This is a genomic window from Klebsiella sp. V115_8 (assembly GCF_029967715.1).
Lineage (GTDB): Bacteria > Pseudomonadota > Gammaproteobacteria > Enterobacterales > Enterobacteriaceae > Klebsiella > Klebsiella quasipneumoniae.
Genome location: NZ_JASCAR010000002.1, coordinates 476,164 through 494,079 on the forward strand (window position 1 = coordinate 476,164; position 17,916 = coordinate 494,079).

Genomic DNA, 17,916 nt, shown 5'->3' on the forward strand with positions numbered 1-17,916 from the left:
ATCAGAACACCAAGGTCTGCTTTCAGCATAGTGCGGGTATTATCAGGTTATTGGATTTTAATAGCCTCAATCAATTACGCCCCCTGATTCCTAACGTTGTCCACCGCTCGGAAAACGGAGTGCCATGTGAAATGATCAGCAGGTACCGCACCATCTGCAATTATCTCATTCACCTCTTTTCCTCGAATAGCCTGCCTCATCCATTCCCGGGTGGATTCAGGTGCCAGGACCAGCGGCCGGAGGTGTGGGGGGCTGGCTGTATGTAAATATAAAATAAATTCAGTTGGTTGGGGAGCACAACTTATTGATGTTGTACATTTTTGCTGATTTCTTGATTTTGCAGCATGTAATAGTGGCTCAATTCATAGTGTGGCATCAGAAGAGCACGCGTTCTGCCAGCCGCTGGACAACGTGGCGCTGGCGCGTAGCAATTAATGAGGTCTGACAGACAACCGTGGCGTGTATGGTACGGATTCAGGGGCGGAATGTCAGCATCTTTCCGGCACTTTCCGCTGCGGGCAGGGGCAGAAGTAAAAATAAAAAGCCCGCCGGGCGGCGGGCTGAGGCGTTAGCGAACGACCAGCACCGAGCACTCGGCGTGGCGGACCACCGCGGCGGCGTTGGAGCCCAGCAGATAGGTGGTAATATCCGGCCGGTGCGAAGCGATGATCACCAGGTCGGCGGGTAGCGACCTGGCGAGGGCCAGGATCTTATCCTTTGGCGATCCTTCGGCAACGTGAAAATGTTTCCGATCTTCCGGGATAGAGAACTGCTTCGCGAGCTCTTTAAGCTGCGTTTCCGTCCCTTCGCGCAGCTCATCCATACCAGGCAGTTCGGCGGTATAGGCCATTCCCAGTGAGGCATAATAAGGCAGGGAAGGGATAACGGAGAGGAAATGGACCTCAGCGTCGTCAATCCGCGCTTCCGATTCAACGTGACTGATAATGCGTTCAGTAAATTCTTTATCAGAGATATCGATGGGGACAAGAATCATTCTGCTCATAAAACCTCCTGTTTAAGTATCCCCTCATATTGTACGGCATTATGGCACGTTTTGTATCATGACCGCAGTCACACTTTGACATTAACGTGGCTTGCGTTCGGGGAATTTTCCCTTTATCACGCCGTCATAAAATCGGCCTTTTGACACCACCTGTAAAAAGTCACGAAAAATACGCGGTGGAACCCCGGTATATTGCAACGGCGGCTGGTGATAAAAACAGATTTCCAGCGTGGCGGAGGCGTCATCATAGGCGACAGAGATAATTCGGGAAGATTTTACCGGGTGATGATGCATGATGGACGTCCTCGGGCAGGCACTGACTGAGCACGACTATATCACTAAACGGACGGCTATTTTAAGCTGTGGGATATATTGTTTTGTTTTAGCTGCTGCGATGCAAAGAGAGAGAAAGCCCGCCGGAACCGGCGGGCTGGCGCATCAGAACTGGTAAACCAGGCCCAGCGCGACGATGTTGTCGGTAGAAATACCGTTGTCTTTGTAGAAGCTGTCGTTGTCATCCAGCAGGTTGATTTTGTAATCAACGTAGGTGGACATATTACGGTTGAAGTAATAGGTGGCGCCGACGTCCATATATTTGACCAGATCTTTATCGGCGTAGCTGCCGGTATTATAGAGATCTTTGCCTTTGGACTGCAGGTAGGAGATAGCCGGACGCAGACCGAAGTCGAACTGATACTGAGCGGTGACTTCGAAGTTTTGCGTCTTGTTGGCCACGCCGTCATTGCCGTACGGGGTCATGTTGCGGGTTTCAGAGTACATGGTCGCCAGGTAGATATCGTTGGCGTCGTACTTCAGACCGGCAGTCCAGGCTTCGGCTTTATCGCCGCGGGCGTTGGTCCGGGTCATCTGGTCGTTGGTACGGTCAGAAGAGGTATAGGCCGCAGCCGCGCTGATGCCCATGCCGAAGTTATAGGAGGTGGAGAGACCGAAACCGTCGCCGTTGTCAAAGCGAACATCGCTGTCGCTGCTGCGGTTGTTGGTGCCGACGTTGATATCCTGGGCGTTCTGGCCTTCGTTTTTACCCTGATACTGCAGGGCGAAGTTCAGACCATCCACCAGACCGAAGAAATCGCTGTTGCGGTAGGTCGCGACGCCGTTGGCGCGGCCTGCCATAAAGTTATCCGCATAGGTGTAAGAGTCGCCGCCAAACTCCGGCAGCATATCGGTCCAGCCTTCGACGTCGTACAGCACGCCGTAGTTACGACCGTAGTCGAAAGAACCGTAATCGCCCACTTTGATACCGGCGAAGGCCAGACGGGTCCACGCCTGATCGCCGGCGCTTTCGGTATTGTTGGCCTGAACGTTGTATTCCCACTGGCCGTAACCGGTGAGCATATCGTTGATCTGGGTTTCGCCTTTAAAGCCAAAGCGAACGTAAGTTTGGTCGCCGTCTTTTTTCGAGTCGCTGGAGAAATAGTGCAGACCGTCTACCTTGCCATAGACATCTAATTTATTTCCGTCTTTATTATAAATTTCCGCCGCGTGCGCAGCGCCAGCGGCTAATAAAGCCGGAATAACGAGGGCCAGTACTTTTCTTTTCATGAAGAAATTCCTTTAACTGTTTTTATGTTCTAGCTTCCGGGAAGGAAGTGAACTCATGCTAAAGGAGCGGTCTGAGATATGGTAAGACTCAATTGTTACGATATAAGTAAAATCTAAATAAAATACGTCTGAAGTAATGGTGATAATTATGGTGAATATATCTACAAATAATATACAAAATAAAAATTATACATATTTAGTTTGATCGCGTATTATTCGGGCGTTATATGCCTTTATTGTCATGCCAAGCATTTTTATTTGCCGTCTCATTCTGCGGAATGATTTTGTTTATCGGTAAAACGACAAGCCCGAACTTTATGTTCGGGCTTTTTTTATGGCTCCGGGAGGAAAAATAACCTTAGCTCTCGCTCGGTGATTTCTCCGCTTTGCCCGCCAACTGGGCGAGGAAGTCGTAGCGCTTCTGCAGGTCGGCGGCAGCGTCTTTCCACAGTTGCTCCGCCACTTCCGGCTGCTGCGCATTCAGGCGACGGAAGCGTTGCTCATTGAGCAGCGTCTCAGCCAGGGCGTCTGACGGTGGGCGGGAGTCCAGCGCCAGCGGGATCTTGCCTTCTTCCGCCCGACGCGGGTCGAAGCGGTAGAGCGGCCAGAAGCCGGTAGCGGTCAGCTGACGCATCTGATCGTGGCTGAGCGCCAGATCGTAGCCATGCTCTTCGCAAGGACTGTAGGCGATGATCAGCGACGGCCCCGGATAGGCTTCCGCTTCCTGAATCGCTTTCACCGTCTGGTTCAGCTGCGCGCCCAGCGAAATCTGCGCCACATAGACATGACCGTACATCATCATGCTGACGCCAAGATCTTTACGCGCCTTGCGTTTACCGTGCTCGCCAAACTTAGTGACCGCCCCCAGCGGGGTGGCTTTTGACGCCTGGCCGCCGGTGTTGGAGTAACACTGGGTATCCAGCACCAGAATGTTGACATTTTCCGTCAGGCTCAGCACATGGTCCAGACCGCCGAAGCCGATATCGTAGGCCCAGCCGTCGCCGCCGATCAGCCAGACGGATTTCTCCACCAGCGCGTCGGCATCGGTCAGCAGCTCTTCAGCGCCTTGCACGCCGGCCAGCGCCTGACGCAGGGCTGCCACCTGTTCGCGGCGCGCTTCCGGCGTCGCCTCGGCATGCAGCGCCGCGTTCAGCTCTGTCGGCAGCTGGTCGGCGAATTCGCTCAGCAGGCGCATCACGCGCTGGCGATGCTGGTCGACGGTTAAGCGGAAGCCGAGCCCGAATTCAGCGTTATCCTCAAACAGCGAGTTGGCCCACGCCGGGCCGCGGCCGTTGGCGTCGGTCGTGTACGGGGTCGAGGGCAGGTTGCCGCCGTAAATGGATGAGCAGCCGGTGGCATTGGCAATCAGCATCCGGTCGCCATACAGCTGGGTCAGCAGTTTGATATACGGCGTTTCGCCACAGCCCGAGCAGGCGCCGGAGTATTCAAACAGCGGGCTGATCAGCTGCGAAGTGCGGATATCAATACGCTCCAGTTTGCTGCGGTCGATTTCCGGCAGGTTGAGGAAGTAATCGTAATTCACTTTCTCCTCTTCCACATGCTCCAGGCGCGACATCATATTGATGGCCTTGATCTCCGGGTTCTGGCGATCTTTTGCCGGGCACACTTCCACGCACAGGTTGCAGCCGGTGCAGTCTTCCGGGGCGACCTGCAGAACGTATTTCTGCCCGCGCATATCGCGGGATTTAACGTCCAGCGAGTGCAGACTGGCAGGGGCGTTCTCCATGTCCTCCGGCGCGACCACTTTGGCGCGGATTGCCGAGTGCGGGCAGGCGGCAACGCAGTGGTTACACTGGGTGCAGAGCGCTTCCTTCCAGATCGGGATCTCTTCGGCGATGTTGCGTTTCTCCCAGCGGGTGGTGCCCATGGGCCAGGTGCCGTCCGGCGGCAGGGCGGAGACCGGCAGCGCATCGCCGAGGCCGGCCAGCATGGCGGCAGTGACCGTTTTGACGAAATCCGGCGCGGCGTCGGAGACCACCGGCGGGCGGTTCGGACTGCTGGCATTCACCGGCTGCAGCGGCACTTCCGCCAGGGACTCGCGGGCCAGGGCCAGCGCATGCCAGTTACGTTCCACCAGCTCCTGACCTTTGCTGCTGTAGCTTTTGGCGATGGCCGCCTGCAGTTCCGCCAGCGCGCTGTCGCCAGGCAGGATGTGAGTCAGATGGAAGAAGGCCATCTGCATCACGGTATTAATGCGCGCCCCGAGGCTACATTCGCGGGCGATCTTCGCCGCGTTGACCACGTAAAAACGCGCTTTTTTCTGATTCAGGGTAGCCTGCACTTCCTGCGGCAGGCGGGACCAGACTTCATCGGCGCTGTACGGCGTGTTGAGCAGGAAAATGCCGCCGGGCTTCAGCCGCTCGGCCATCTGGTATTTATCGATAAACTGCAGCTGGTGGCAGCCAACGAAATCGGCCTGCGAAATCAGATATGAAGAACGAATCGGCTTTTCGCTGACCCGCAGATGGGAGACGGTCAGGCCGCCCGCTTTCTTCGAGTCATAGACAAAGTACCCCTGGGAGAACCACGGGGTGGAGTTGCCGATGATTTTGATATTGTTTTTGGTGGCCGACACGCTGCCGTCGCTGCCGAGGCCGTAGAACAGCGCTTCGAGCTTGGCCTCTGCCGGCAGGGTATTTTCGCCCAGCGGTAGCGACAGGTTGGTCACGTCGTCGTAAATGCCGACGGTAAAGCGCGGCTTCGGCTGGGCGGCCTGCAGCTCATGGAATATCGCCAGCACGCATTCCGGACCGAACTCCTTGGAAGAGAGACCGTAGCGGCCGCCGATGGTCCGCGGCAGCGTCTCGCGCTCGCCGCGGTTAAAGGCTTCCGCCAGGGCGGTCATCACGTCGAGATACAGCGGCTCCGCGTGCGCGCCAGGTTCTTTGGTGCGATCCAGCACCGCCACCGCCCGGGCGCTCTCCGGCAGCGCTGCCAGCAGGTGGGCGGCGGAGAACGGACGATAGAGGCGGACCTTCAGTACGCCGACTTTCTCGCCGCGGCTCAGCAGCTCATCGACCACCTCTTCGCAGGTGCCGATGGCCGAGCCCATAATGACGATGACGCGCTCCGCCTGCGGATGGCCGTAAAACTCAAACGGTTTGTACTGGCGGCCGGTGGCGGCGGCGAAGTCATCCATCGCTTTCTCGACATGATCATAAACCGCGTCGTACCACGGGTTGGTGGCCTCCCGCGACTGGAAGTAGGTGTCAGGGTTGGCCGAGGTCCCGCGGATCACCGGGTGTTCCGGATTGAGCGCGCGCTGGCGATGCTCAGCGATTTTTTCCTGCGGCAGCAGGGCGCGAATCGTGTCATCCGCCAGCGGAGCGATTTTGTTGATTTCGTGCGAGGTGCGGAAACCATCAAAGAAATGAATAAACGGCACCCGGCTTTGCAGAGTGGCGATATGCGAGATCAGCGCGAAATCCTGCGCTTCCTGAACGCTGCTGGCGCACAGCATGGCGCACCCGGTCTGGCGGACCGCCATCACATCGGAATGGTCGCCGAAGATCGACAGTGCGTGGGTGGCGACGGTGCGGGCGGCGACGTGCAGGACAAACGGCATCAGCTGGCCGGCCAGTTTGTACAGCGTGGGGATCATCAGCAGCAGGCCCTGCGATGAGGTAAAGGAGGTGGAGAGGGCGCCGGTCTGCAGCGCGCCATGTACGGCGCCAATGGCGCCTGCCTCCGACTGCATTTCGACCACGCGGGGCACATCGCCCCAGACGTTTTTCAGCCCATTGCCGGCCCAGGCGTCGGCCTGTTCCGCCATCGTTGAACTGGGCGTGATCGGGTAGATGGCGATAACTTCACTGGTGCGAAACGCGACGGAAGCGACCGCGCCATTACCATCAATAGTAATCATAGGAAGACACCCTTACATTGCGCAAAAGAATGGACGCGTAAAACCGCGACGCGCCCTGTAATTATATAAGAGGTAGTTTAGCAAACCGTTGATGCCGCCATTTTTGCATTTGTGTCCTCAATGCGGCGGCCACCCGTGACCAGATCAATATTTTGCGCGGTTCGCGGAGAAAGTGGCTTTCCAGGGCGTGAAGGCCAGCGATTGTCCGGTGGCGACCCCGGGGGAGATCAACCTTTAGGCAGAAATTTGCTAGAAAATGTTAATGAGACGCATAAATACGTACTTCCCCTCTCGACGCCGCGCGCCACGCTGCCTATTATTCTTGGGTTTGCTTTTTAAGACGTTTCCGAGGGGAGAGAAAATGCGAGCTGCGATATTAGTGGGATGTGCGGCGCTGTTGCTGTCGGCGTGCAGTAGTGAACCCGTTCAGCAGGCCACGGCGGCGCACGTCACGCCAGGAATGCGGGCGGCGATGAGCGACGCCGGTCAGGCCAACTGCGCCATGATAGGCGGCTCGTTATCGGTGGCTCGTCAGCTCGATGGTTCGGCGATTGGCATGTGCGCGTTGCCGAACGGTAAACGCTGCAGCGAGCAGGCGCTGGCGGGCGGAAGCTGCGGCTATTAATGGCAGCCCCGCAGCGGGTTCACCACGCCGGCTAGTGCATCAGGTCGGCGAGTTTATAGACCAGCGTCTGGTCGGCGGTCGCCAGCGTCAACTGGTTTTCCGTCAGATCGACCTGCGCGCCCTCGCGCAGCATCTTACCAATGGTCGCGTCAAGGGTATTGAGCTGGGCATCGTGGCACAGCATCCGGGTCATCGCCAGCGATTTAACCTTCAGCTCGCCGTCCGACACCTTACCTTCCCCGCTGAAGCCGTTGCACATATTGCCCGAAACATACATATTGCCCGTAAGAGCCGTCTTCTCGCCGAAGCTCAGCTCCAGCGGCCGGTCGCCCGCGTTCACCGCCTGGCCGTTGACGCTGGTCAACACGAAACGATGATGCTGTAGCTGTTCCGCGCCGGTGGACACCTTACTGTTATAGACACAGCCGGACAGCAGCAACCCTGCCGCCAGTAATGCCGCAAATTTGTTCATTTGTACTCCAAAACATTCACATTACTAATAAAATAAAGCCAGTGTAACGGTATCGCAGCGGGGATCTGTGGGGATTATCTGAATGTGCTCCCCCGGGGAGAGGAGCACAAAAGGGAAAGGAATCAGACGATAGCGTTCGGGCAGGTTTCACCGTTGGCGACCTGCTGCAGATTGCCCAGGGTGGTCTCCGAAATGCTGATCAGCGCCTCGGCGGTGAGGAACGCCTGATGGCCGGTGAACAGCACGTTGTGGCAGGCGGAGAGGCGACGGAAGACGTCGTCCTGGATCACGTCGTTGGATTTGTCTTCGAAGAACAGATCGCGTTCGTTCTCATAAACGTCCAGCCCCAGCGCGCCGATTTTCTGGTGCTTCAGGGCATCGATGGCCGCCTGGGAATCGATCAGCGCGCCGCGGCTGGTGTTAATCACCATCACCCCGTCCTTCATCTGATCGAAGGCCTCGCGATTGAGCAGATGGTAGTTTTCGTCGGTGAGCGGGCAGTGCAGGGAGATCACGTCTGACTCCTTGTACAGCGTGGCCAGGTCAACATATTCCACCCCCAGCTCCAGCGCGGCGGCGCTTGGGTACGGGTCAAAAGCCAGCAGACGCATGCCGAAGCCTTTAAGGATCCGTAGCATCGCCACGCCAATTTTCCCGGTGCCGATCACCCCGGCGGTTTTGCCGTACATGGTGAAACCGGTGAGGCCTTCGAGGGAGAAATTGGCATCACGGGTACGCTGGTAGGCGCGGTGGATGCGGCGGTTAAGCGACATCATCATGCCGATCGCATGTTCAGCGACCGCTTCCGGCGAGTAGGCCGGGACGCGCACGACGCGCAGGCCAAGCGCTTTCGCCGCCTCGAGGTCGACGTTGTTAAACCCGGCGCAGCGCAGGGCGATATACTTCACGCCGTGAGCCTTCAGCTCCTCCAGCACCGGACGGCTGCCGTCGTCATTGACGAAGATGCATACCGCCTCGCAACCGTGGGCGGTTTTGGCGGTTTTCTCTGTCAGCAGGAAGTCGAAGAATTCCAGTTCAAAGCCGTAGGTATCATTAACGTGCTGCAGGTACTTTTTATCGTACTGCTTCGTACTGTAAACCGCGATTTTCATAAGACTTTTCTCCAGTGATTATAACGTCACGGTAGCATATTTAAAATAATCGTACAATTATTAAAAAATAGTTTAAATAGCAGGTGCTTATCCTAATTCTAGAGCATATCGCGGATTTGCGGAATCTCTTTGAAAGACAAAGTTTTTTCACCACAAACTCAGGCTTAAAGCGCCGGGGGAGAGCAGCAGAAACGGCCACAGCAGACCGGAGGTAACGTTAGCCAGCTGAAACGACCACAGCGGCAGGCCGCTGGCGCCACTGACCAGGGGCAGGGTGGCGCGCAGGGGAGAGAGGAAGCGACTGAAAAAGACCGCCCACAGCCCGCGGCGCTGAAAAAAGAGTCGGCTGCGGGCCAGCCGCTCGGCGGTCAGCCAGCGCAACTGCGTGAGGCGGTGACGATAGCGAACGCCTAACCACCACGAGAGCCAGAATCCGCCGATGGCGCCGAGGCTGGCGCTGGACCACATTAACAGGAAATGACCGAGGCTGGCGGACGCGAATGTCCCCAGCAGCAGCAGGCCGGAGGTGCCCGGGATCGCCAGCGACACCAGCGCGCAGGATTTAGTGAAAGTGAGCAGGAAAACCATCAGTAATACCAATGGATAGTGGCCCTGTGCGCTCTCAATGAGCGAGATAATTAACGACACTGTCTCTCCCGCAAGCAAAACCGAACTGGCTGGAGTGTGGCAGGTAGCGCTTAAACAAAAGCTAAATAGTGACGAGCGATCGCCGCGCCGCGATACCGGCTGGCAACTATGCTTTAACAGGTCGCAAACTTTCACTCACTGGTCGAACGTGTCACAATGGGCGCCTTTCGGCTTTTACTTATGTTGAATCAGGATATTAACTGCCCATGAAGGGTAAATATAAAGCCGCCATCGCGCTGGTGTTAGCGCTGGTGTTACTGCCGCTAACCCTGCTGTTGACGCTGACCCACTGGGTGCCGACGCTGGCGGGCATCTGGCTGCCCGTGGGGACTCATATCGCTTTGCAGGAGAGCCCGCGTCTTACGCGCTCCGCCCTGCTGATCCCCGATCTGCGCTATCTGGTGGGCGACTGTGAACTCGCCCGGGTGACCGATGCCCGTCTCTCGCGCCCCAGCCGCTGGCGGCTGCATATTGGCCAGCTGGAGATCAACAGCGCCTGCCTGAGCAAACTGCCGGCCAGCGATCCCGCGCCGGGGTCGCCGCGCACCCTCGCCGAATGGCAATCAATGCTGCCCTACAGCTGGTTAACCATTGAGAACCTGCGGCTGTCGCCGTGGGAAAAATGGCAGGGGCGGCTGGTGATGTCCTTGACGCCTGCGCAGCAGGATATCGGCTTCGCCGGGAACGATTTGAGCCTGCAGGCGCGCCTGCGCGGTCAGGCGCTCACTGTCAGCCAGTTCAGCGCCCGGCTGACTGACGATCAGCCGCCGGTGAAGCTGGTGGGGACCTTCCATCTGCCGCTGGTGCCGGATGGCCTGCCGGTCGATGGCCAGATGCAGGGTACCTTCGAATTTCCGCAGACCGCAGAATGGATCGATGCCGAGCTGGCGTGGCAGCATAATCGCGGCCAGCTGCTGGTCACCCCGCGCGGCGAGGTGGAGCCCATTCTCGACCTGCCGTGGGAGATCACCCCGGAACGGATCACCATCAGCGACGGCCGCTGGCGCACCCGCTACGAGGCGTATCCGCTGAGCGGCCGCGTGGCGCTGTCGGTCGGTAACTGGCAGCAGGGCACGGAACAGATGATCGTCAGCGGCCGCTTAAATGTGCTCACCGAGGGGCATGCCGGCAAAGGCAACGCGGTGCTGAATATCGGTCCGGGCAAGTTAAGCATGGATAACAGCGACCTGCCGCTGCGGCTCACCGGCGAGGCCAAGCTGGGGGAGATGATCTTTTACGCCGCGCTGCCGGCCCAGCTCAGCGGGTCGCTGGTCAGCCCGCAGCTGGCGTTTCACCCCGGGGCGCTACTGCGTTCGCGCGGGCGGGTGATCGACGCGCTGAACATTGACGAAATCCGCTGGCCGCTGGCCGGGGTGAAGGTCACGCAGCAGGGCGTCGATGGCCGCCTGCAGGCGATCCTCCGCGCCCATGAGCAGCAGATGGGCGACTTTACGTTGCACCTGGACGGCCTGGCGAACGATTTTCTGCCCGACAGCGGCCGCTGGCAGTGGCGCTACTGGGGCGAGGGGCATTTCACGCCAATGCAGGCGCGCTGGGATGTGAAGGGCAGCGGTGAGTGGCGGGACAATGCCATTACGCTGAGCAGCCTCTCCACTGGCTTCGATAAGCTCGAGTACGGCACGATGCGGGTCAGCACGCCGCGTCTGACCCTCGAGCAGCCGATTCGCTGGCTGCGCGACGCTGAGCATCCGCGGCTGACCGGCGCGCTGTCGCTGGATGCGGCAAAAACCACCTTCTCCGGCGGCAGCTATCTCCCGGCGTCGACGCTGAAATTCGCTCTCGACGGCCGGGACCCGACGTGGTTCCAGTTCACCGGCGCGCTGCACGCCGATACCATTGGCCCGGTGCGGTTGACCGGGCGCTGGGATGGCGAACGGCTGCGCGGCCAGGCCTGGTGGCCTAAACAGTCGCTGACGGTATTCCAGCCGCTGGTGCCGCCGGACTGGAAGATGAACCTGCGCGAAGGCAGTCTCTATGCGCAGGTGGCCTTCTCGGCGGCAGCCGGGCAGGGATTTGAGGCGGGCGGCCATGGCGTCCTGAAGGGCGGCAGCGCCTGGATGCCGGATAACCAGATCAATGGCGTCGACTTCGTTCTGCCGTTCCGCTTCAGCGATGGCCACTGGCAGCTGGGCACCCGCCGTCCGGTCTCCCTGCGCATTGGCGAAATCGTCAATCAGGTCACCGCGCGCAACCTGACGGCGGACCTGCAGGGCACCTGGCCATGGAGCGAGGCCAATCCGCTGCAGCTTAGCGACGTCAGCGTCGACCTGTTAGGCGGCAAGCTGACCCTGCTGCAGCTGCGCATGCCGCAGCGCGACCCGGCGCTGATCCGTCTGCAGCACATCTCCAGCAGCGAACTGACCAGCGCGGTCAAGGTGAAGCAGTTCGCCATGTCCGGGGCGGTGAGCGGCGCGCTGCCGCTGTGGCTGGAGAATAATCAATGGATTATCCACGACGGCTGGTTGCGCAATGACGGACCGATGACGCTGCGGCTCGACAAAGATACCGCCGATGCGCTGGTGGCGGACAACGTCTCCGCCGGGGCGGCGATCAACTGGCTGCGCTATATGGAGATCTCCCGTTCATCGACGCAGATTAACCTCAACAATCTGGGCGTGCTGACGCTTAAGGCAGCCATCAACGGCACCAGCCGGGTGGACGGGAAAAGCAGTACCGTGCATTTAAACTACGCTCATGAGGAGAATATTTTCGATCTGTGGCGCAGTTTACGCTTCGGCGACAATTTACAGGCGTGGCTTGAGCAAAATGCCACGCTGCCCGTGCGGCGCTGTACGGACGGTAAGACATGTAAGGAACCTAAATGAAGAAGCTGTTACTGGCCATCGTGGCGTCGATGCTGCTCGCCGGCTGTACGCCGCGTATCGAAATTGCGGCGTCGAAAGAGCCCATCACCATCAATATGAATGTCAAAATTGAGCATGAGATCCATATCAAGGTCGATAAGGATGTGGAAAACCTGCTGAAATCCCGCAGCGATTTGTTCTGAGGCGACGATGAGAAAACGACTGTTAACCGCGGCGCTGGCGCTGACTCTGCTCAGCGCGCCCGCGCTGGCGTTGACCCTGAACGAAGCGCGCCAGCAGGGGCGGGTGGGGGAGACGCTGAACGGCTATCTGGCGCCGCTGCGTCAGGATAAAGAGACGCTGGCGCTGGTGAAGCAGATTAACGCCGCGCGCAGTGAAAGCTACCAGCAGCTGGCGGATGACAACAATCTGCCGGTGGATGAGGTAGCGAAAATGGCCGGACAGAAGCTGGTGGCCCGCGCTCAGCCCGGAGAGTACGTTCAGGGGCTGAACGGCCAGTGGCTGCGCAAATAATTAGCGGCAGCGCTTACGGTATTCGCCCGGCGAGACGCCAAAGCGCTGCTTAAAGGCGGTGGAGAAATGGCTGTGGTCGCTGAAGCCCCAGCGGTAGCCGATCCCCGCCAGCTTTTCGTCGTCATGGACGTTCTGTAACGCCCGAGCGCACAGATCCAGCCGCCGGTTCTTAATATACTGCGCCACTACCAGCCCTTTGTCGGCAAACAGCCGGTAGAGGCTGCGCACCGACATTCCGGTCTCGCTGGCCAGCCACTCCGGCCGCAGGTGTTCCGACTGAATGGACGCATCGATTAACGCAATGATCTTCTGAAACTGCTGGTCCCGCCGGGACGGGGTCGGCTCGCGCTGGCGCAGCACTGGGCGCAACAGGCAGGCGATCGCGTCCAGCGCCGCCTCACTCTCGCTGGCGGAGAGCGTCGTGCCGCCCATACTCTCCAGCAGCAGGCGCTGACTGAGCTGCACCATCGGCAGAGACTTGTCCAGCCGGCAGGCGGTGGCGATCTCCCCCGTCGGCGCCACCCGCTGGCGCGGCAGCAGCAGCGAAGCCTGACGCGAGGTCTGCTGCCAGACGATAGAGCACGGGCGGGCGGCGTCGATCAGCGTGATATCCCCCGCCGCCAGGGTCACCTGGCGATCGTCCTGTTCGATCACCGCTTCGCCGGCGAGCTGAAACACGGTATAGAACCAGGCGTCGTTATCGCGTTTGATCTCATTGCGCGTGCGGTAGAGATTGACGCCGGCGGCGGTGACCGTGCTGACTTTGAGACTGCCGGCGTAGCGGGCGTCAATGTCGCCGTGAAAGCGTCCCTCCAGCGGCCGGGCGGCGAAATGGCCGCAGACCTGATTGATCGTCGCCAGCCAGCGCTGGTAGGCCAGCCCCCCCTCAGCCGTGGTCATCATTCGCCGTTCTCCTGTAATAATAATGTTTCTGCATTGTTGCATTTATGCCGCCTCAGGCAAGGGCGCGATGGCGGGTATATGAAAGAACTATTACCTGCGGCACATTTCTGTCAGGGCAGGCGACGGAATTGCGGCGACTGTCACAGCGGCGCAAACGAATGTCACAGAGAAAAAAGCGCCAGCCGCCAACCGGACATAGACTGAAAGCACTATCCGCGAAGAATAAGGAAAGGGTATGTCCACCTCTCAGATAGCGCTGCTTGCCAGCGTCCAGCAGTTTTTAGACCGTCAGCATGGCCTGTATATCGACGGCGCTCCCTGCGCCGCGCAGAGCGAAAACCGGTTAACCGTCTGGGATCCGGCCACCGGGCAGGCGATCGCCACCACCGCCGACGCCAGCCCGGCGGATGTCGACCGGGCGGTGATGTCCGCCTGGCGCGCCTTCGTCGATCGCCGCTGGGCCGGTCGCACCCCGGCCGACCGTGAGCGCATCCTGCTGCGCTTTGCCGATCTGGTGGAGGCGCACGGCGAGGAGCTGGCGCAGCTGGAGACCCTTGAGCAGGGTAAATCCATCGCCATCTCCCGCGCCTTCGAGGTCGGCTGCACCCTGAACTGGATGCGCTACACGGCGGGGCTGACCACCAAAATCAGCGGCCGGACGCTGGACGTCTCGATCCCGTTCCCGCAAGGGGCCCGTTACCAGGCGTGGACCAAAAAAGAGCCGGTGGGGGTCGTGGCGGGCATCGTCCCGTGGAATTTCCCGCTGATGATCGGCACGTGGAAGGTGATGCCGGCGCTGGCGGCGGGCTGCTCGATCGTCATCAAACCCTCGGAAACCACCCCGCTGACCCTGCTGCGGGTGGCGGAGCTGGCGACCCAGGCGGGCATTCCTGACGGGGTGTTCAACGTGGTCACCGGCAGCGGCGCCGGCTGCGGCGCGGCGCTGACCTCGCATCCGCAGGTGGCGAAGGTGAGCTTTACCGGCTCGACGGCCACCGGGAAACAGATTGCGCGGGTGGCCGCCGACCGACTGACCCGCGTGACGCTGGAGCTGGGCGGCAAGAACCCGGCGATTGTGCTCAAAGACGCCGATCCCCAGTGGGTCATTGAGGGGCTAATGACCGGCAGCTTCCTCAACCAGGGACAGGTCTGCGCCGCCAGTTCGCGGATCTACATTGAAGCGCCGCTGTTTGACACCCTGGTCAGCGGTTTCGAGCAGGCGGTGAAATCGCTGCAGGTGGGACCGGGGATGCAGGAGACGGCGCAGATCAACCCGGTGGTCTCCCGGGCCCACTGCGACAAGGTGGCGGCCTACCTCGAAGAGGCCCGCCAGCAGAAGGCGGAGCTTATCAGCGGCAGCGCCGGGCCGGATGCCGGGGGGTACTATATTCCGCCGACGCTGGTGGTCAACCCGGACGCCGGGCTGCGCCTTACCCGCGAGGAGGTGTTTGGCCCGGTGGTGAACCTGGTGCGGGTGGCTGACGGCGAGGAGGCGCTGCGCCTGGCCAACGACAGCGATTTCGGCCTGACCGCCAGCGTCTGGACCCGCGACCTGACCCAGGCTCTCAACTATACCGACAGCCTGCAGGCCGGGACGGTATGGGTCAACAGCCATACCCTGATTGACGCCAACCTGCCGTTCGGCGGCATGAAGCAGTCCGGTACCGGTCGCGATTTCGGCCCGGACTGGCTCGACGGCTGGTGCGAAACCAAATCGGTCTGCGTGCGTTACTAGCCCTCCGTCGGGGAAGGCGCATCGCTTTTCCCGACATCCCGCTTGCCGACCTCCGCGCTTTCTCGCTACTGTGGAGGGCAATCTTTGCCCGCGCAGGGCAGTGAATGATGAGGAGGTCTTCGGCATGACAGCATTTCCTGAGGTTGCACTAATTGGTCCCGGCGCCATCGGCACGACTATCGCCGCCGCCCTGTTTGCGGTGGGAAGGGCGCCGGTGGTTTGCGGGCGCACTGCCCATACGTCGCTGGTGCTGCGCACTGATGAGGGTGAGATCGTGGTCCCCGGCCCGGTGCTCACCGACCCGACGGCGATAGCCGCCCCCTTCGACCTGGTGTTTGTCGCGGTGAAGGCCACCCAGACGGAGGCCATCGCCCCCTGGCTGACGGCCCTGTGCTCGCCGGACACCGTGGTATGCGTGCTGCAAAACGGCGTCGAGCAGCGCCAGCAGTTTGCCCCTTTGACCGGCGGCGCGACGGTGCTGCCGTCGGTGGTCTGGTTTCCGGCGCAGCGCGACGCCGATGCTTCCGTCTGGCTGCGCGCCGCGCCGCGACTGACGCTGCCGGACCTGCCGGGGGCTGAGCGGGTGCAGCAGGCGCTGGCGGGAACCCGCTGCGCGGTGGAGCTGGCGGCCGATTTTACCACCGTGGCCTGGCGTAAACTGCTGCAGAACGCCGTCGCCGGACTGATGGTGCTGACCGGACGACGCGCCGGGATGTTCGCCCGGGAGGAGATCACCGCTCTCGGACTGGCCTATTTGCGCGAATGCCTGCAGGTGGCGCGGGCGGAAGGGGCCGTCCTGAGCGACAGCGTGCCGGAGGAGATCATCGCCGGTTTTCATCGGGCGCCTGCCGACCTGAGCACCTCTATTCTGATCGATCGCCTGCACGGCCGACCGCTGGAGTGGGATATTCGTAACGGGGTGGTGCAGCGTCGCGGGCGTCAGCACGGCATACCGACGCCGCTCAGCGATATCATCGTGCCGCTGCTGGCGGCGGCCAGCGACGGCCCGGGCTGACCCGGGCTGGCGCGGGGTTAGTCCACCAGGGAGGGATCGAGGTCGATCATCAACTGCTTCATCTCGGCAAAGTGCTGCCGGGAGAAATCGGCAATCTTCTCCCAGTCCTGGGCGGTTTTTTCCGCCACCGCGTCTGACAGCACCTTCAGCGGCTGGCCGGTTGACCAGGCGGTGATCAGGATCTGACAGGCGCGCTCGAGGGTCCAGATATCGTCGAACGCTTCGCCGATGGTCGGGGCGGTCACCAGCACCCCGTGGTTGCCCATCAGCAGACGGCGTTTATCCGCCAGCAGCCCCGCCAGCCGGGCCCCTTCTGCCGCGGTGTCCGCCATCCCGCCGTACAGCGTATCGACGGCGACCCGGTTAAAATAGCGGGCCGTGTTCTGGTCGATGGGCAGGATCTGCGGCGTCGCCAGACAGGCGAGGCTGGTGGTGTACACCGGGTGCAGATGCAGCACCACCCGCACGTCCGGCAGCCGCTGATGGATCTGCCCGTGAATAGCCCACGCGGTGGCATCGACGTCAGGGCGCGCGGCGCCGCTTTCATCATCGGCGTTCAGCACCAGCAGATCGCTGGCGCGGATGCGCGAAAAGTGTTTCCACTTCGGGTTCAGTAAAAACGTCTTCCCGTCGGCGGAGAGCGCGGCGCTGAAATGGTTGGCCACCGCCTCATGCATGCCAAGATGGGCAATGATGCGAAAGGTGGCCGCCAGGTCGATGCGGATCTGCTCTTCATCGGTATCGCGCATGGGCATTACTCCGCTTTTGGCATCAGGGTCTGCAGATCCTCTGCCGTCGGCGCCTGGAAGTGATATTTCTTCAGCAGGGCGGCGTATTCCGGCGTCGTGCTGTATTTTTTCAGCGCCTCTTCAAGGGCGGTTTTCACCTCAGTGTTGCCTTTTTTAACGCCAAAGCCGTTCAGCACCGGATAGATCAGGGTGTCAGAGGCGATCACCACCCGGTCGCCCAGCTTTTCCACCACCCCGCGCGCCACGGCGGCGTCGGTGATCTGCGCATCCACTGCGCGCGACAGCAGCGCCTGGGTGGTCTGCGGGTCGGTGGTATAGACGCTCAGCGCAATCGGCTTCAGCCCCTTCTTCACGCAGTAGTCGGCGGAAAGCTTCTGCAACTGCGCCAGCCACGAGGTGGCGCCCATCGAGCCGATTTTATGCCCGCAGAAGTCTTCCGGGGTCTTTGGCTGATAGTCGCTCCCTTTACGGGCGAGGATCGCTTCCCCGCTTTTCAGGTACGGCACCATGTCGATCACCTTCAGGCGCTCGGCGGTAATGTACATCGACGAGTTGGTGATATCGAAGCGCCCGCCCTGCAGTCCGGGGATCAGGTTGGGGAAGCGGGTATCGATATTCACCGCCTCGCGGCCCATGCTCTTCGCCAGGCCGTCGAGCAGTTCAATATCAAACCCCGCCGGCTTATTGTTCTCCATATACTCGTAAGGGAAAAAGGTCATGTCCGAACCGGCGGTGATCTTGCCGCTTTGCTGGAAGGCCAGCGCGTTCAGGGATGTCAGAGCCCCCGCTGCGCAGAGCAGCAGAGCCAGCGGGCGTGGTGCGAAAAAGCGTGTCATAAAACCTCCG

At 60.4% G+C, this 17,916-nt stretch carries 16 protein-coding genes and 1 pseudogene; 6 read left to right on the plus strand and 11 right to left on the minus strand.

Annotation, left to right across the window (positions count from 1 at the left end; genetic code table 11):
• Window positions 1-74: 74 nt before the first annotated feature.
• The 5 genes and pseudogenes from QLG03_RS04695 to nifJ form a co-directional block, all read right to left on the minus strand.
• Window positions 75-239, minus strand: a pseudogene (locus QLG03_RS04695) (SOS response-associated peptidase); the annotation flags it as partial.
• 329 nt (window positions 240-568) lie between these two features.
• The gene (uspF, locus tag QLG03_RS04700) at window positions 569-1,003 is read right to left on the minus strand and encodes a universal stress protein UspF (protein WP_023289426.1); all 435 of its coding nucleotides are present in this window, start codon (window positions 1,001-1,003) and stop codon (window positions 569-571) included.
• An 81-nt stretch (window positions 1,004-1,084) separates the two neighbouring features.
• Window positions 1,085-1,297 carry a KTSC domain-containing protein gene (locus QLG03_RS04705; protein ID WP_023289427.1) on the minus strand — a complete coding sequence of 71 codons (213 nt, stop codon included), beginning with the start codon at window positions 1,295-1,297 and terminating at the stop codon, window positions 1,085-1,087.
• Window positions 1,298-1,441: 144 nt separating this feature from the next.
• The gene (ompK37, locus tag QLG03_RS04710) at window positions 1,442-2,566 is read right to left on the minus strand and encodes a porin OmpK37 (RefSeq protein ID WP_023289428.1); all 1,125 of its coding nucleotides are present in this window, start codon (window positions 2,564-2,566) and stop codon (window positions 1,442-1,444) included.
• 358 nt (window positions 2,567-2,924) lie between these two features.
• Window positions 2,925-6,452 carry a pyruvate:ferredoxin (flavodoxin) oxidoreductase gene (gene nifJ, locus QLG03_RS04715; protein ID WP_255987402.1) on the minus strand — a complete coding sequence of 1,176 codons (3,528 nt, stop codon included), beginning with the start codon at window positions 6,450-6,452 and terminating at the stop codon, window positions 2,925-2,927.
• A 361-nt stretch (window positions 6,453-6,813) separates the two neighbouring features.
• On the opposite strand from nifJ, the gene QLG03_RS04720 reads away from it, so the two are divergent.
• Window positions 6,814-7,077: a DUF333 domain-containing protein gene (locus QLG03_RS04720; protein ID WP_008805145.1), complete on the plus strand. Its 264-nt coding sequence runs from the start codon at window positions 6,814-6,816 to the stop codon at window positions 7,075-7,077.
• A 31-nt stretch (window positions 7,078-7,108) separates the two neighbouring features.
• Here the strand turns inward: QLG03_RS04720 and hslJ are convergent, their stop codons facing one another.
• The 3 genes from hslJ to QLG03_RS04735 form a co-directional block, all read right to left on the minus strand.
• The gene (gene hslJ / locus QLG03_RS04725; RefSeq protein ID WP_023289430.1) at window positions 7,109-7,549 is read right to left on the minus strand and encodes a heat shock protein HslJ; all 441 of its coding nucleotides are present in this window, start codon (window positions 7,547-7,549) and stop codon (window positions 7,109-7,111) included.
• 122 nt (window positions 7,550-7,671) lie between these two features.
• Window positions 7,672-8,661 carry a 2-hydroxyacid dehydrogenase gene (locus tag QLG03_RS04730; RefSeq protein WP_032452619.1) on the minus strand — a complete coding sequence of 330 codons (990 nt, stop codon included), beginning with the start codon at window positions 8,659-8,661 and terminating at the stop codon, window positions 7,672-7,674.
• A gap of 147 nt (window positions 8,662-8,808) precedes the next feature.
• Window positions 8,809-9,309, minus strand: coding sequence for a DedA family protein (locus tag QLG03_RS04735; protein WP_023289432.1), 501 nt, complete (start codon window positions 9,307-9,309; stop codon window positions 8,809-8,811).
• A 206-nt stretch (window positions 9,310-9,515) separates the two neighbouring features.
• Here QLG03_RS04735 and QLG03_RS04740 point away from each other — a divergent pair, with 206 nt between their 5' ends.
• Genes QLG03_RS04740 through QLG03_RS04750 form a run of 3 tightly spaced genes read left to right on the plus strand, consistent with a single transcriptional unit; the run spans window position 9,516 to window position 12,668 of the window.
• Window positions 9,516-12,155 carry a YdbH family protein gene (locus tag QLG03_RS04740; RefSeq protein ID WP_152842522.1) on the plus strand — a complete coding sequence of 880 codons (2,640 nt, stop codon included), beginning with the start codon at window positions 9,516-9,518 and terminating at the stop codon, window positions 12,153-12,155.
• Window positions 12,152-12,337, plus strand: coding sequence for a YnbE family lipoprotein (locus QLG03_RS04745; protein WP_004204017.1), 186 nt, complete (start codon window positions 12,152-12,154; stop codon window positions 12,335-12,337). Before QLG03_RS04740 ends, QLG03_RS04745 begins: the two co-directional genes overlap by 4 nt.
• A 7-nt stretch (window positions 12,338-12,344) precedes the next feature.
• Window positions 12,345-12,668 carry a YdbL family protein gene (locus QLG03_RS04750; protein ID WP_023289434.1) on the plus strand — a complete coding sequence of 108 codons (324 nt, stop codon included), beginning with the start codon at window positions 12,345-12,347 and terminating at the stop codon, window positions 12,666-12,668.
• On the opposite strand, the gene feaR is transcribed toward QLG03_RS04750, so the two are convergent.
• Window positions 12,669-13,571, minus strand: a complete 903-nt coding sequence (gene feaR, locus QLG03_RS04755; protein ID WP_048334936.1) for a transcriptional regulator FeaR — start codon at window positions 13,569-13,571, stop codon at window positions 12,669-12,671.
• A 235-nt stretch (window positions 13,572-13,806) separates the two neighbouring features.
• On the opposite strand from feaR, the gene QLG03_RS04760 reads away from it, so the two are divergent.
• Complete coding sequence (locus QLG03_RS04760) at window positions 13,807-15,306, plus strand: aldehyde dehydrogenase family protein (protein ID WP_255987407.1); 1,500 nt, start codon at window positions 13,807-13,809, stop codon at window positions 15,304-15,306.
• Between the two features lie 124 nt (window positions 15,307-15,430).
• Window positions 15,431-16,321: an oxidoreductase gene (locus tag QLG03_RS04765; protein ID WP_048334934.1), complete on the plus strand. Its 891-nt coding sequence runs from the start codon at window positions 15,431-15,433 to the stop codon at window positions 16,319-16,321.
• A gap of 17 nt (window positions 16,322-16,338) precedes the next feature.
• Here QLG03_RS04765 and QLG03_RS04770 read toward each other — a convergent pair whose 3' ends face one another.
• Window positions 16,339-17,070, minus strand: coding sequence for a class II aldolase and adducin N-terminal domain-containing protein (locus tag QLG03_RS04770; protein WP_117136682.1), 732 nt, complete (start codon window positions 17,068-17,070; stop codon window positions 16,339-16,341).
• 5 nt (window positions 17,071-17,075) lie between these two features.
• A complete protein-coding gene (locus QLG03_RS04775) occupies window positions 17,076-17,906 on the minus strand; it encodes an ABC transporter substrate-binding protein (protein WP_023289439.1) in 831 nt (276 codons plus the stop codon).
• Window positions 17,907-17,916 lie beyond the last annotated feature (10 nt).